Origin of the sequence: Oleiagrimonas sp., assembly GCF_027858935.1 — a bacterium.
GTDB lineage: Bacteria > Pseudomonadota > Gammaproteobacteria > Xanthomonadales > Rhodanobacteraceae > Oleiagrimonas.
On sequence record NZ_JAQIBU010000089.1, the window covers coordinates 1 to 12,505 of the forward strand.

The window sequence follows — 12,505 nt, forward strand, 5'->3', positions numbered from 1 at the left end:
GGCAGCAACAAGCGCCCGATCAAGACCTGGTCGCGCCGTTCCATGGTCTCGCCGGAAATGGTTGGACTGACGTTGGCTATCCACAATGGCCGTCAACACGTACCGGTTCTCGTCAACGAGAACATGGTTGGCCACAAGCTCGGCGAGTTCGCCGTGACCCGCACGTTCAAGGGTCACACCGGCGACAAGAAATCCGCCGACAAGAAGCGATAAGGAGATAGCATCGTGGAAGCCAAAGCGATATTGCGCAGTGCTCGCATCTCCGCCCAGAAGGTTCGCCTTGTCGCCGATCAGGTGCGTGGCATGCCGGTAGGAAATGCGACCAACCTGCTCGCCTTCAGCAACAAGAAGGCTGCACATCTGGTCAAGAAGCTTCTGCTGTCGGCAGTTGCCAACGCAGAGAACAATCTCGGCGCCGACGTGGACGAGCTGCTGGTGTCGAAGATTTTTGTCGACGAAGGCCCGTCCCTGAAGCGCATGCATGCACGTGCCAAGGGCCGTGGAAACCGTATTACCAAGCGCACCAGCCACATTACCGTGGTCGTGGGCGAGTAAAGGACGCTAACGATGGGTCATAAAGTCAATCCCATAGGATTTCGCCTTGGTATCTCCAAGGACTGGAATTCCAAGTGGTTCGCCAACAAGCGCGACTTCGCCGGCTACCTGGCCGCGGATCTCAAGGTCCGTGAGTTGCTCAAGAAGAAGCTCGCCCAGGCAGGTATCTCGAAGATCCTGATCGAGCGTCCGGCGAAGACTGCCCGGGTGACGATCCACACGGCACGTCCGGGTGTTGTCATCGGCAAGAAGGGCGAGGACATCGAGAAGCTGCGCCAGGAAGTGACCAAGGTGATGGGTGTTCCCACCCACATCAACGTCAGTGAAGTGCGCAAGCCTGAACTCGATGCCCAGTTGGTCGCCGAGTCGATCGCCAACCAGCTCGAGCGCCGCATCATGTTCCGGCGTGCGATGCGCAGGGCCGTCGGCAATGCCGTGCGCCTGGGCGCATTGGGCATCAAGGTGCATGTCGCGGGGCGCTTGAACGGTGCCGAGATTGCGCGTTCGGAGTGGAGTCGTGAAGGTCGTGTTCCGCTGCATACACTGCGTGCTGACATCGATTACGGCTTTGCCGAGGCGCATACGACCTACGGCGTGATCGGTATCAAGGTCTGGGTCTACAAGGGCGAGATCTTCGACCTGGAAGCTGCCCAGGAAGTAAAGGACGAGAAGCCGTCCGGTCGACGTGACGGCGGTGAAGGCCGCCGCGCTCGGGCTGCGAAGTAAGGAGCCATAGTCATGTTGCAACCCAAGCGTACAAAATTCCGCAAGATGCAGAAGGGCCGTAACCGTGGGCTGAGCCAGAATTCGAACCTGGTCAGCTTTGGCGAGTTTGGTCTGAAGGCCACCACTCGCGGGCAGCTCACCGCTCGCCAGATCGAGGCTGCTCGTCGTTGCATCACACGTTACGTCAAGCGTGGCGGCAAGCTCTGGATTCGCGTGTTCCCGGACAAGCCCATCAGCAAGAAGCCCATCGAAGTGCGTATGGGCAAGGGCAAGGGCAACGTCGAGTTCTGGGTTGCCCCGATCCAGCCAGGCCGCATGTTGTATGAAATCGAAGGCGTGGACGAGATCACGGCACGCGAAGCATTTCGTCTGGCTGCCGCCAAGCTTTCTGTACAGACACAGTTCGTGACCAGGGCGGTGATGTAATGGCTATCAACGAGATTCGAGAGAAGTCGGTCGAAGAGCTGCAACAACATCTGCTGGACCTGCGCAAGGAGCAGTTGAATCTGCGCATGCAGCAGGGTTCAGACCAGCTTTCCCAGCCGAACCAGCTGCGCCGTGTACGGCGCGATATCGCCCGCACGAAATTCGTGTTGGGCGAGAAGAAGTAAGGACGCCGATATGAGCGACAAACAGAAAACGGCACGCAGCCTCGAAGGCCGCGTCATCAGCGACAAGATGACCAATACGGTTACCGTGCTGATCGAGCGTCAGGTGCAGCATCCGGTATTCGGCAAGATCATCCGCCGTTCCACCAAGCTGCACGTGCACGACGATGCAGGCTCGCGCGAGGGTGACCTGGTGCGTATCGAGGAATGCCGGCCACTATCCAAGACCAAGCATCACCGCGTGGTCGAAATCGTTTCGCGTGCGGAACAGTAAGGCGAGGGTGCAGACATGATCCAGATGCAAAGCACGCTTTCCGCGGCCGACAACAGTGGAGCCCGCGAACTGATGTGCATCAAGGTGCTTGGAGGTTCCAAGCGTCGCTATGCCGGTATCGGCGATGTCATCAAGGTCACGGTTAAGGATGCCATCCCCCGCGGCAAGGTGAAGAAGGGTGAGGTGTACAATGCCGTTGTCGTGCGCACCGCCAAGGGTGTTCGCCGCAATGATGGTTCGCTGATCCGTTTTGACGGGAATGCAGCCGTACTCCTCAACAACAAGCTCGAGCCGATCGGTACCCGTATCTTCGGGCCGGTTACTCGTGAGCTGCGCAGCGAACGATTCATGAAGATCGTTTCGCTGGCGCCCGAAGTGCTCTGAGCGGAGGGCCAGGACTATGAAACGTATCCAGAAGGGTGATCACGTGATCGTGACCACCGGAAAGAACAAGGGCCAGCGCGGCGACGTGCTGAGTGTGGCGGGCGACCGGGTGTTCGTGTCCAACGTGAACATCATCAAGCGCCACACCAAAGCCAACCCGCAGGCCCAGGAGGCCGGCGGAATCATCGAGCGCGAAGCCTCGATCCACATCTCCAACGTGATGCTGTTCAACCCCGCCACGAACAAGGGTGAGCGCGTCGGTGCCAAAACGCTGCAAGATGGGCGCAAGGTCCGCGTGTACCGCTCCAGTGGCGAGGTCGTGGACGTGTAAGGACGATATCTCATGACGCGCCTTGAAAAATTCTACAAAGACGAAGTGTTGCCGAAGCTCATGGAGCAGTTCGGCTACAAAAACGTGATGCAGGTACCGCGCATCAGCAAGATCACCCTGAACATGGGTGTTGGCGAAGCGGTGGGCAACAAGAAAGTGCTCGATAACGCTGTTGCCGACATGGCCAAGATCACAGGTCAGAAGCCGATCACGACGAACGCCCGGGTTTCCGTGGCTTCGTTCAAGATCCGCGATGGCTGGCCGATCGGCTGCAAGGTGACGCTGCGTCGCACACATATGTTCGAGTTCCTGGACCGACTGATCAACGTCTCGCTGCCGCGCGTGCGCGATTTCCGCGGCATGAACGGGCGTTCCTTCGATGGCCGTGGCAATTACAACATGGGCCTGAAGGAACAGATCATCTTCCCGGAGATCGAATACGACCAGATCGACGCGGTTCGTGGCATGGACATCGCCATAACCACGACCGCCAAGACCGACGAGGAAGCCAGGGCCCTGCTCGCGGCCTTCAGCTTCCCGTTCCGCAACTGACACGCAGGTAAAGACATGGCCAAGACTTCCATGGTTGAGCGCGACAAGAAGCGCGCCAAACTCGTCGCCAAGTACGCCGAAAAGCGTGCCGCACTGAAGAAGATCGTGCTGAATCCGGAATCCTCCTACGAGGAAAAGATGGATGCACAGACCGCGTTGCAGAAGCTGCCACGCGACGCCAGCCCGGTGCGCATGCGCAACCGCTGCGCAATCACGGGTCGACCGCGTGGCGTGTACCGCAAGTTCGGCCTCGGTCGTAACAAGCTGCGTGAAGCGACCATGAGCGGGAACGTTCCTGGGCTGCGCAAAGCCAGCTGGTAAACAAGGCTCGCAATAGCAGCGATGTGGCTGCTATACTTGCCGGTCTGCCCGGCTCGGATGTTCCGAAGCCGGGCATTACAATCCAAGATTCCGGTCAACGGATATCGGTGCACTCTCAAAGGTTTTACTCATGAGCATGACTGATCCCATTGCCGACATGTTCACGCGGATTCGCAACGCCCAAGCCATGGGCAAGGCGACCGTCAGCATGCCGGCATCCAAACTCAAGATGGCTATCGCTGACCTGCTTCAGAGTCAGGGTTATATCCTTGCCAGCAAGGTGGATGAAAGCGAGGCCTCCAAGCCTACGCTGGAAATCCAGCTCAAGTACTTTCAGGGTCGTCCGGCCATTGAGCGCATCCAGCGCATCAGCCGTTCCGGCCTGCGCGTATACCGTGGCAAGGATGCATTGCCCCAGATCATCGGCGGTCTCGGTATCTCCATCATCTCGACTTCCGCCGGATTGTTGACCGATGCACAGGCCCGTAGCCAGGGTCTGGGCGGCGAAGTACTTGGCCTGGTGGCCTAAGGGAGTCCTGACATGTCTCGTATTGCCAACATGCCGATTTCCCTTCCGAAGGGTGTCGAGTTCAGCTCCAACGCCGAAGGCGTGATCGTCAAGGGCCCCAAGGGTACCTTGACGCTGCATGCGCTTCCGGGCGTAACCGTCAACAACGAAGACGGCACCCTGCGCGTCGCACTCGCCGAAGGTGGTGAGGTCAAGTTCGCCGGGACCGCTCGAGCCTTGATCTCTAACATGGTCAAGGGTGTCACCGTGGGCTTCGAGCGCAAGCTCGAGCTGGTCGGTGTCGGATATCGTGCCTCGATGCAGGGCAAGAGCCTCAACCTCAGTGTGGGTTACTCCCATCCGGTGATGTTCGAGGCTCCCGAAGGCGTCACCATCGAAACCCCGACGCAGACCGAGATCCTGATCAAGGGTGCCGACAAGCAACGCGTAGGCCAGGTGGCCGCGAAGATTCGTTCGGTCCGTCCGCCGGAACCCTACAAGGGCAAGGGCGTGCGGTTTGCCGGCGAGCACATCAGTCTTAAGGAAGCCAAGAAGGCGTAATTTTCTTAGCGGACTGTTCCGCACATGCCGGTTTCCCATTGGGGCCGGTGATCCAAGAAAAGCCGATCCGTTTCCAGGAGTAGCAAGATCGTGGACAAGAATATCGCCCGTTTGCGCCGTGCCAAATCCACGCGCGCACACATTCGCAAGCTCGCCGTGCCGCGTCTTTCCGTACACCGTACGGGAAAGCACCTGTACGCCCAGGTTTTCGATGCATCCGGTGGCAACGTTGTCGCCGCGGCCTCGACCCTGCAGAAGTCCGTTGCCGAAGGTCTCAAGGGCACCAAGAACCTGTCCGCTGCTGCTGCCGTGGGCAAGGCCATCGCCGAACGCTCACTGGCTGCCGGCGTCGACAGCGTCGCTTTTGACCGTTCCGGACTGAAGTACCACGGGCGCGTCAAGGCCATGGCCGAAGCCGCACGTGAGGCTGGACTGAAGTTCTGATCCATTCGCGGCGTTCATTGGCGCCGCGGACAGATGCAACAACGAAACAAACAACAACTCCAAGCGGCTGCGGCCGTAAGTTACAAGACCCGAACCGGTTTCGGGCACGACAGGAAAAGACATGGCTTCGAGTGATCGTGACAATTCAGATGGCCTGCTCGAGAAGCTGATTGCCGTCAATCGCGTGGCCAAGACCGTAAAGGGTGGCCGCCAGATGAGCTTCACTGCACTGACCGTGGTCGGTGACGGCGAAGGCAGCGTCGGCTTTGGCTATGGCAAGGCCCGTGAAGTGCCTTTGGCTATTTCCAAGGCCATGGAACGCGCTCGTCGCAACATGGTCAAGATCGACCTCAACAACGGTACTCTGTGGTACGCCATCAAGGCCAACCATGGCGCGGCGCGTGTATACATGCAGCCGGCAGCCGAGGGTACCGGCGTAATCGCCGGTGGTGCCATGCGTGCCGTGCTTGAAGTGGTCGGCGTGCGCAACGTTCTGGCCAAGGCGGTCGGTTCGCGCAACCCGATCAACCTGGTTCGCGCGACCATCAATGGGCTCAAGGCTGTGGCTTCGCCGGAGCATGTGGCCGCCAAGCGTGGCATGACTGTGGAAGAGGTGCTGGGCAATGGCTAATAAAACCACCGAAATGGTGCGCGTGCGCCTGGTCAGGGGTCTTTGTGGCGTGCAGGCACGCCATCGACTGAGCGTCAAGGCGTTGGGTCTGAACAAGATCAATGATGTGCGCGAATTGAAAGACAGCCCGCAGGTACGTGGACTGATCAACAAGGTCTACTACCTGGTCCGCGTCGAGGAGTAATCGAACATGCGTCTGAATACCATCAAGCCCTCCAAGGGTTCCAATACGGCACGCACCCGCGTGGGCCGTGGCATCGGTTCGGGCCTTGGCAAGACCTGTGGTCGTGGTCACAAGGGGCAGCATGCGCGCTCCGGTGGATACCACAAGGTCGGATTCGAAGGCGGCCAGATGCCGCTCCAGCGTCGTCTGCCCAAGGTCGGTTTCCGATCCTTGAAAAAGGCCGATACCGAACAGGTGTTCCTGTATCAGCTTGCCAGTGTCAAGTCTGACACCATCGATCTTGCCGCACTTCGCGAAGCTCGTCTGGTGGGTCGGCAGGTCAAGAAGGTCAAGGTCGTTCTCAACGGCACCATCGACCGCGCGGTCAAACTTTCCGGCCTGCTGACGACGGCCGGTGCCAAGGCTGCCATCGAGGCAGCCGGCGGCAGCGTGGAGTAAGCAGTGGCCGGGCAGAAGGGAAACAACATGCTCGGATCGCTCGGCAAGCTCACCGAGCTGCGGCAGCGTATCTTTTTTGTGATCGGAGCGCTGGTCGTGTTCCGTCTGGGTTCGTTCATCCCGGTCCCGGGCGTGAACCCGGAGGCCATGACCAACTTCCTGAACCAGCAGGGTGGTTTGCTGGGGATGTTCAACATGTTTTCGGGCGGCGCGCTGGGTCGTTTCTCGGTATTTGCCCTGGGCGTGATGCCGTATATCTCGGCATCGATTGTGGTGCAGATGATGGGATCGGTGCTGCCCAGCCTGCAGCAGCTCAAGAAGGAAGGCGAGGCGGGCCAACGCAAGTTGACGATGTACACCCGCATCGGCACCGTCGGATTGGCTGCATTTCAGGCGTTTGGTATTGCCGTGGCGCTTCAGAAGCAGACTGCCTCGGGTGGTGTGCCAGTGGTTTACATCCCTGGTCCTGGTTTTATTCTGTCGGCCGTGATCGGCTTGACCGCCGGAGCCATGTTCCTGATGTGGCTGGGTGAGCAGATGACCGAGCGCGGCGTGGGCAACGGTATTTCGCTGCTGATCTTCGCAGGCATCGTGGCAGGCCTCCCGTCAGCCGTGGTGCATACGCTGACCATGGCGCATAACGGTGAGCTGTCGATCCTCAAGGTTTTCATGGTGATCGCGGTGGTGCTCGGTGTAACTGCCTTCGTGGTCTTCATGGAGAAGGGGTTGCGCAAGATCACAGTCAATTATGCGCGGCGAGGCGGTGGCAGACAGGGGTACCAGAACCAAAGTTCAGCGTTGCCCCTGAAGATCAACATGTCGGGCGTGATTCCGCCTATTTTTGCCTCGAGTATCCTGATGTTTCCGGCCACGGCCGCCAATTTCATGGGTGCGGGTAACAAGTCCCATTGGCTGAATACGCTGACCAGCGCGATGTCGCCGGGTGAACCGTTACACGACGTTCTCTATGGCGTCCTGATCCTGGTGTTTGCGTTCTTTTACACCGCGATCGTGTTCAATTCGCAGGAAACGGCAGACAACCTGAAGCGCTCCGGGGCCCTGATTCCGGGCATTCGCCCAGGTCGCAACACGGCCAATTATATCGATGGTGTCATGACTCGTCTTACCACGGTGGGTGCCATTTACCTGGTGGCCGTGTGTCTGGTGCCGAGTTTTCTGCAGAAAGCATGGCATGTGCCGTTCTACTTCGGCGGCACCTCGTTGTTGATCGTGGTGGTTGTGGTGATGGACTTCACGGCCCAGATCCAGTCGCACCTGGTCAGTCACCAGTACGAGAATCTGCTCAAAAAGGCCAATCTCCGGCGCAGCTGATCGCGCAGGAATGGCATAGGGAGAAGGTCGCGGCGCCTGATTTTGCGCCCCGGGGCTTTCTGTTTCATGAAATAAAGGTTAGAATTGCGCGTTTACCGCGCACGATACATATCGGAGAGAACTGCTCATGGCGCGCATTGCGGGTGTCAACCTGCCGGTCCACAAACACGTATGGATCGGGCTGCAAAGCATCTATGGCATCGGGCGTACCCGGTCCATGAAAGTCTGTGCCGAATCCGGCGTGGAACCCACTACGCCCATCAAGTCGCTCAGCGAAGGTGAAATCGAGAAGCTGCGCAACGAGATCGGCAAATACATCATCGAAGGCGATCTGCGCCGCGAGGTCGGCATGTCGATCAAGCGCCTGATGGACCTGGGATGCTATCGCGGCTTGCGTCACCGTCGCGGTCTTCCGGTCCGTGGTCAGCGCACCAAGACCAACGCCCGTACCCGCAAGGGTCCGCGCCGTCCGATCAGAAAGTAAATTCAGTGCGATTCAATGTGATCGCGAAGCGAATAAGCGGCCCTGGCCGCACGGATTAACAAGAACCCAAAATTATGGCAAAGCCGGTCAAGAGCAAGAAGAAGGTCAAGCGCGTCGTCACCGATGCGATCTGCCACGTGCAGGCGTCCTTCAACAACACCATCGTCACCATCACCGACCGTCAGGGCAATGCACTGTCATGGGCGACTGCTGGTGGCGCCGGGTTCCGTGGCTCGCGCAAGTCAACGCCGTTCGCTGCACAGGTCGCTGCCGAACGTGCCGGTCGCGCCGCGCAGGACTACGGTGTGAAGACGGTCGAAGTTCGCATCAAGGGCCCCGGTCCGGGCCGAGAGTCTGCGGTTCGCTCGTTGAACACGCTCGGTTACAAAGTACTCAACATCACAGACGTCACGCCGATACCGCACAACGGCTGCCGTCCCCCCAAAAAGCGTCGCGTCTAAGGAGCACATCATGGCCCGATATCGTGGAGCCACCTGCAAACTGGCGCGCCGTGAGGGTGCCGACCTCGGCCTCAAGAGCCCGGCGCGCGCGCTGGACTCCAAATGCAAGCTGGAGAACAAGCCCGGCCAGCATGGTGCCAATCGGCGCATGCGTCAGTCGGACTACGCCGGTCAGTTGCGAGAGAAGCAGAAGGTCAAGCGCATCTACGGCGTGCTTGAGCGTCAATTCCGCAACTACTATTCCAAGGCCTCTTCGCTGAAAGGCAATACAGGCGAAAACCTGTTGCGCCTCCTCGAGAGCCGTCTGGACAATGTCGTATACCGCATGGGATTTGCGGTGACCCGCTCCCAGGCACGCCAGCTGGTGGCCCACAAGGCCGTGCTGGTCAATGGAAGCAAGGTCAACATCCCGTCCTACCAGGTCAAGCAGGGGGACGAGATTTCCCTGACGGAGCGTGCACAGAAACAGCTGCGCGTTCAGGAAGCCTCCACGCTTGCCGACAGCATGGACTTGCGTCCGATGTGGGTGGACGTGGACAGCAAGAAATTCGCGGGCGTCTTCAAGGCGGTGCCGGATCGTGGCGATTTGCCCTCCGACATCAACGAGAGCCTGATCATCGAGCTTTACTCGAAGTAATCCAATAACCGGAGCCGTACATGGCAGTTTCGTCAACAAGCGTGCTGCGGCCGCGCGGCCTCAGTGTCGAACAGCTCGGCCCCAACCACTCGAAAGTCGTGGTGGAGCCGCTCGAGCGTGGTTTCGGCCATACCCTGGGCAATGCCCTGCGTCGCGTGCTGCTGTCTTCTATCCCGGGTTCGGCAATCGTCGAAGTCGAGATCGATGATGTCCTGCATGAATACACGACCCTGGAAGGGCTGCAGGAAGACGTCATCGAGGTGATGTTGAACCTCAAGGATGTCGCCATTCGCCAGCACAGTGGCGATGAGGTCATCCTGACCCTGTCGAAGAAGGGCAAGGGCGTCGTGACCGCCGGCGACATCACCGTCGACCACACCGTCGAGATCGTCAACCCGGACCATGTGATCTGTACCCTGACCAAGGACATTGCGCTCAGCATGCGCCTGAAGGTCCGCAGAGGGCTGGGTTACCAGCCGGTCATTGCACGTCAGAATCCGGACGATGAATCACAGCCGATCGGTCGTCTGCAGTTGGATGCATCCTTTGCACCAGTGCGTCGCGTTGCGTACGAAGTGGACTCGGCCCGTGTCGAGCAGCGTACCAACCTGGACAAGCTGATCCTGGATATTGAGACCAACGGCACCATCGATGCCGAGGAAGCCGTGCGCAAGGCGGCCGAGATTCTCAACGACCAGTTGTCGATCTTTGGCGACTTTTCGCAACGTGAGGCTGATGAAGGCGAGGCCGAGCAGGCCGGCTTTGATCCGCTGCTGCTGCGTCCGATTGACGATCTGGAGCTTACCGTGCGTTCGGCCAATTGCCTCAAGGCCGAAAGCATCTACTACATCGGTGATCTGGTGCAGAAGACCGAGGTCGAGCTGCTGAAGACGCCGAACCTGGGCAAGAAGTCACTGACCGAGATCAAGGATGTGCTCGGTGCGCGTGGTCTTGCCCTGGGCATGAAGTTGGAAAACTGGCCGCCGCCGGGCCTGGTGCACGGCATGCAGCTGGGTTGATTAAGGCTTCGCTTGGACTTGCGGTAGATTGCGGACCTCGAGTGTTTTGTTGTGCGATCGTCCCTGATCTTCGTAGCAGAAAATATTCGGCCTGAGCGTTAATCGCGCTTGGCTGATCCACGATGTGCGGCCATCCGTGGCCGCACTGTTCGAAAAGCCCCGTACTTTTGGGGTCTAGAGGCCAAACGGGCCGCACTTCTCGAAAAGCCTTGTCCTTTTGGGGCTATCAGCGGGTAACCGCGGGATGTCGGACCTGAGCGCCGGCCTCTCATAACAACAGACAGAGAGAATTTCGCCATGCGCCACATGAAATCCGGCCGCAAACTCAACCGTAACAGCAGCCATCGCTACGCCATGTTCCGTAACATGGCCGCATCGCTGGTCAAGCACGAGCTTATCCGCACCACCTTGCCCAAGGCCAAGGAGTTGCGTCGCGTGGCCGAGCCGCTGATTACCCTGGCCAAGATTGATGGCGTCGCCAATCGTCGCCTGGCTTTTGCCCGCCTGCGCGACAAGGAAGCCGTCGGCAAGCTGTTCGTCGAGCTGGGCCCTCGTTACCGCGAGCGTCCGGGTGGTTACCTGCGCATCCTCAAGTGCGGCAACCGCGTTGGCGACAATGCTCCGATGGCCTATGTCGAGCTGGTTGGCCGTCCGGATGCAGCTAAAGCCGAATAAGCACGGTTTCGCAGTACAAGATACTGGCCCCGGCGGTTTGTACGCCGGGGTTTTTTTATGCTTCCGGTTCGTCTCACACAGGTCCGTTTGCCGCGCATGCTGACAAAGCCCCGGGGACTGGGTACCTTTGGAGAACCCATTTCGATGTTGGCTCCGATGAATCCGCTGCGCTGGTCCTTCCGAACCCTCTACCTGCTGGGCTTTCTGGCCTGTTCCGGTCTGATTGCCTTTGCGTTGTACACCCAGTACGTGCTGGGTATGGACCCGTGTCCCCTGTGCATTCTCCAACGGGTGGCTTTCATCGGTGTGGGCCTGGTCTTCCTGATTGGAGCGCTGCATGCACCGCGTGGCTACGGTCGCCAGATATACTCGGCGTTGTCAGTCATTGTGGCCGGCATTGGCATCGCCATTGCATTGCGTCACCTGTGGATCCAGTCGCTTCCGGCGGATCAGGTGCCCAGTTGCGGTGCCCCGTTGGGGTATTTGCTTGAAACCAGTGGTTCGCATGGCGGACTTGTCGGTGTCTTGCGCATGGTGCTCAGTGGCTCCGGTGAGTGCGCCAAGGTGGAGACCATCCTCGGCCTGCCGATGCCTGCCTGGTCGCTGATCTGGTTCGTGATCCTCGGCTGTTTGGCCCTGTGGGCGGCGCGCAACCGTCACGCTTGAATCCTGCAGCACGCCGCTACCCTATCGTGCACCAGGACAGACTCCTCTCCCCACTCACTTCAGAATCCGTGTAAAGCTCATGACCTCCAGCGAACGTAACCTGCAATCCATCCGTGAACCCGTCGACTGGGCGCCGGATTCGTGGTGCTCGCGCACGGCCATCCAGCAGCCCCACTATGATGACTCCGCCGCACTGGTGGAGACACTCGACCAGCTGGCATCGATGCCGCCCCTGGTGACCTCCTGGGAAGTGCTGGCACTCAAGCGCATGATCGCCGAAGCCCAGGAGGGCAAGCGGTTCCTGCTGCAGGGTGGCGATTGCGCCGAAAGTTTTGCCGACTGCAACAACGCGGTCATCACCAACCGTCTCAAGGTGCTCCTGCAGATGAGCCTGGTGCTGGTCTACGGTCTGAAGATGCCGGTTGTGCGCGTGGGCCGCTTCGCCGGTCAGTACGCCAAGCCGCGTTCGACCGATAGCGAGACCCGCGATGGCGTGACCTTGCCCAGCTATCGGGGCGACATCATCAACGGGCCCGAATTCAACGCCCAATCACGTCGTCCTGATCCGCAACGCCTGCTGCGCGCCCATGCCAGCTCCGCCATGACCATGAACTTCGTGCGCGCGCTGATCGACGGCGGCTTTGCCGACCTGCACCACCCGGAGTACTGGGATCTGGCCTGGGTGGACCATTCTCCACTGGCCAAGGAATACCG

The 12,505-nt window shown here is 59.5% G+C and carries 24 protein-coding genes; all 24 read left to right on the plus strand.

Translation table 11 applies throughout. The features are described 5' to 3' along the window. A partial coding sequence (gene rpsS, locus PF446_RS03420; protein ID WP_298069746.1) for a 30S ribosomal protein S19 occupies positions 1-213 on the plus strand: 213 nt, incomplete at its 5' end. 12 nt (positions 214-225) lie between these two features. Then, entirely contained in the window at positions 226-555 is a 330-nt protein-coding gene (gene rplV, locus PF446_RS03425; RefSeq protein WP_298069748.1) for a 50S ribosomal protein L22, read from the plus strand. Positions 556-567: 12 nt separating this feature from the next. Beyond that, positions 568-1,281, plus strand: a complete 714-nt coding sequence (gene rpsC, locus PF446_RS03430; protein ID WP_298069750.1) for a 30S ribosomal protein S3 — start codon at positions 568-570, stop codon at positions 1,279-1,281. A gap of 12 nt (positions 1,282-1,293) precedes the next feature. After that, positions 1,294-1,707 (plus strand): 50S ribosomal protein L16, encoded by a 414-nt coding sequence (rplP, locus tag PF446_RS03435; protein ID WP_298069753.1) that lies wholly within the window; start codon positions 1,294-1,296, stop codon positions 1,705-1,707. Then, a complete protein-coding gene (rpmC, locus tag PF446_RS03440) occupies positions 1,707-1,892 on the plus strand; it encodes a 50S ribosomal protein L29 (RefSeq protein ID WP_298069755.1) in 186 nt (61 codons plus the stop codon). Before rplP ends, rpmC begins: the two co-directional genes overlap by 1 nt. Before the next feature lie 10 nt (positions 1,893-1,902). Continuing rightward, entirely contained in the window at positions 1,903-2,163 is a 261-nt protein-coding gene (gene rpsQ, locus PF446_RS03445; RefSeq protein WP_298069757.1) for a 30S ribosomal protein S17, read from the plus strand. Between the two features lie 15 nt (positions 2,164-2,178). After that, positions 2,179-2,547: a 50S ribosomal protein L14 gene (gene rplN / locus PF446_RS03450; protein WP_298069759.1), complete on the plus strand. Its 369-nt coding sequence runs from the start codon at positions 2,179-2,181 to the stop codon at positions 2,545-2,547. Positions 2,548-2,563: 16 nt separating this feature from the next. Then, on the plus strand, positions 2,564-2,878 hold the full coding sequence (rplX, locus tag PF446_RS03455; protein ID WP_298069761.1) for a 50S ribosomal protein L24: 315 nt from the start codon (positions 2,564-2,566) through the stop codon (positions 2,876-2,878). Positions 2,879-2,890: 12 nt separating this feature from the next. Then, complete coding sequence (gene rplE / locus PF446_RS03460) at positions 2,891-3,430, plus strand: 50S ribosomal protein L5 (protein ID WP_298069762.1); 540 nt, start codon at positions 2,891-2,893, stop codon at positions 3,428-3,430. Positions 3,431-3,445: 15 nt separating this feature from the next. Further along, the gene (gene rpsN, locus PF446_RS03465; protein WP_298069764.1) at positions 3,446-3,751 is read left to right on the plus strand and encodes a 30S ribosomal protein S14; all 306 of its coding nucleotides are present in this window, start codon (positions 3,446-3,448) and stop codon (positions 3,749-3,751) included. Between the two features lie 130 nt (positions 3,752-3,881). Then, positions 3,882-4,280: a 30S ribosomal protein S8 gene (rpsH, locus tag PF446_RS03470; protein ID WP_298069766.1), complete on the plus strand. Its 399-nt coding sequence runs from the start codon at positions 3,882-3,884 to the stop codon at positions 4,278-4,280. Positions 4,281-4,292: 12 nt separating this feature from the next. Continuing rightward, complete coding sequence (gene rplF, locus PF446_RS03475) at positions 4,293-4,820, plus strand: 50S ribosomal protein L6 (RefSeq protein WP_298069768.1); 528 nt, start codon at positions 4,293-4,295, stop codon at positions 4,818-4,820. Positions 4,821-4,910: 90 nt separating this feature from the next. Then, positions 4,911-5,264, plus strand: a complete 354-nt coding sequence (rplR, locus tag PF446_RS03480; protein ID WP_298069770.1) for a 50S ribosomal protein L18 — start codon at positions 4,911-4,913, stop codon at positions 5,262-5,264. Positions 5,265-5,385: 121 nt separating this feature from the next. Further along, positions 5,386-5,895: a 30S ribosomal protein S5 gene (gene rpsE, locus PF446_RS03485; protein ID WP_298069772.1), complete on the plus strand. Its 510-nt coding sequence runs from the start codon at positions 5,386-5,388 to the stop codon at positions 5,893-5,895. Then, entirely contained in the window at positions 5,888-6,079 is a 192-nt protein-coding gene (gene rpmD / locus PF446_RS03490) for a 50S ribosomal protein L30 (protein WP_298069774.1), read from the plus strand. The genes rpsE and rpmD overlap by 8 nt, the downstream gene beginning before the upstream one ends. Before the next feature lie 6 nt (positions 6,080-6,085). Continuing rightward, entirely contained in the window at positions 6,086-6,517 is a 432-nt protein-coding gene (rplO, locus tag PF446_RS03495; protein ID WP_298069776.1) for a 50S ribosomal protein L15, read from the plus strand. 3 nt (positions 6,518-6,520) lie between these two features. Continuing rightward, on the plus strand, positions 6,521-7,849 hold the full coding sequence (secY, locus tag PF446_RS03500; protein WP_298069778.1) for a preprotein translocase subunit SecY: 1,329 nt from the start codon (positions 6,521-6,523) through the stop codon (positions 7,847-7,849). 127 nt (positions 7,850-7,976) lie between these two features. Beyond that, positions 7,977-8,333 (plus strand): 30S ribosomal protein S13, encoded by a 357-nt coding sequence (gene rpsM, locus PF446_RS03505; RefSeq protein ID WP_298069780.1) that lies wholly within the window; start codon positions 7,977-7,979, stop codon positions 8,331-8,333. Positions 8,334-8,407: 74 nt separating this feature from the next. Further along, entirely contained in the window at positions 8,408-8,794 is a 387-nt protein-coding gene (gene rpsK, locus PF446_RS03510; protein WP_298069782.1) for a 30S ribosomal protein S11, read from the plus strand. A gap of 10 nt (positions 8,795-8,804) precedes the next feature. After that, on the plus strand, positions 8,805-9,431 hold the full coding sequence (rpsD, locus tag PF446_RS03515) for a 30S ribosomal protein S4 (protein WP_298069784.1): 627 nt from the start codon (positions 8,805-8,807) through the stop codon (positions 9,429-9,431). A gap of 20 nt (positions 9,432-9,451) precedes the next feature. Then, positions 9,452-10,450 (plus strand): DNA-directed RNA polymerase subunit alpha, encoded by a 999-nt coding sequence (gene rpoA / locus PF446_RS03520; protein WP_298069785.1) that lies wholly within the window; start codon positions 9,452-9,454, stop codon positions 10,448-10,450. Positions 10,451-10,747: 297 nt separating this feature from the next. Then, positions 10,748-11,125, plus strand: coding sequence for a 50S ribosomal protein L17 (gene rplQ, locus PF446_RS03525; protein ID WP_298069788.1), 378 nt, complete (start codon positions 10,748-10,750; stop codon positions 11,123-11,125). A 156-nt stretch (positions 11,126-11,281) separates the two neighbouring features. After that, positions 11,282-11,791 carry a disulfide bond formation protein B gene (locus PF446_RS03530; RefSeq protein ID WP_298069792.1) on the plus strand — a complete coding sequence of 170 codons (510 nt, stop codon included), beginning with the start codon at positions 11,282-11,284 and terminating at the stop codon, positions 11,789-11,791. Between the two features lie 79 nt (positions 11,792-11,870). Further along, a partial coding sequence (locus tag PF446_RS03535; protein WP_298069790.1) for a 3-deoxy-7-phosphoheptulonate synthase occupies positions 11,871-12,505 on the plus strand: 635 nt, incomplete at its 3' end.

Coding starts and splice junctions, on each gene's coding strand:
- rpsC (WP_298069750.1), top strand. CDS start 568: ATGGGTCATAAAGTCAATCCCATAGGATTTCGCCTTGGTATCTCCAAG.
- rplP (WP_298069753.1), top strand. CDS start 1,294: ATGTTGCAACCCAAGCGTACAAAATTCCGCAAGATGCAGAAGGGCCGT.
- rpmC (WP_298069755.1), top strand. CDS start 1,707: ATGGCTATCAACGAGATTCGAGAGAAGTCGGTCGAAGAGCTGCAACAA.
- rpsQ (WP_298069757.1), top strand. CDS start 1,903: ATGAGCGACAAACAGAAAACGGCACGCAGCCTCGAAGGCCGCGTCATC.
- rplN (WP_298069759.1), top strand. CDS start 2,179: ATGATCCAGATGCAAAGCACGCTTTCCGCGGCCGACAACAGTGGAGCC.
- rplX (WP_298069761.1), top strand. CDS start 2,564: ATGAAACGTATCCAGAAGGGTGATCACGTGATCGTGACCACCGGAAAG.
- rplE (WP_298069762.1), top strand. CDS start 2,891: ATGACGCGCCTTGAAAAATTCTACAAAGACGAAGTGTTGCCGAAGCTC.
- rpsN (WP_298069764.1), top strand. CDS start 3,446: ATGGCCAAGACTTCCATGGTTGAGCGCGACAAGAAGCGCGCCAAACTC.
- rpsH (WP_298069766.1), top strand. CDS start 3,882: ATGAGCATGACTGATCCCATTGCCGACATGTTCACGCGGATTCGCAAC.
- rplF (WP_298069768.1), top strand. CDS start 4,293: ATGTCTCGTATTGCCAACATGCCGATTTCCCTTCCGAAGGGTGTCGAG.
- rpsE (WP_298069772.1), top strand. CDS start 5,386: ATGGCTTCGAGTGATCGTGACAATTCAGATGGCCTGCTCGAGAAGCTG.
- rpmD (WP_298069774.1), top strand. CDS start 5,888: ATGGCTAATAAAACCACCGAAATGGTGCGCGTGCGCCTGGTCAGGGGT.
- rplO (WP_298069776.1), top strand. CDS start 6,086: ATGCGTCTGAATACCATCAAGCCCTCCAAGGGTTCCAATACGGCACGC.
- rpsM (WP_298069780.1), top strand. CDS start 7,977: ATGGCGCGCATTGCGGGTGTCAACCTGCCGGTCCACAAACACGTATGG.
- rpsK (WP_298069782.1), top strand. CDS start 8,408: ATGGCAAAGCCGGTCAAGAGCAAGAAGAAGGTCAAGCGCGTCGTCACC.
- rpsD (WP_298069784.1), top strand. CDS start 8,805: ATGGCCCGATATCGTGGAGCCACCTGCAAACTGGCGCGCCGTGAGGGT.
- rpoA (WP_298069785.1), top strand. CDS start 9,452: ATGGCAGTTTCGTCAACAAGCGTGCTGCGGCCGCGCGGCCTCAGTGTC.
- rplQ (WP_298069788.1), top strand. CDS start 10,748: ATGCGCCACATGAAATCCGGCCGCAAACTCAACCGTAACAGCAGCCAT.
- PF446_RS03530 (WP_298069792.1), top strand. CDS start 11,282: ATGAATCCGCTGCGCTGGTCCTTCCGAACCCTCTACCTGCTGGGCTTT.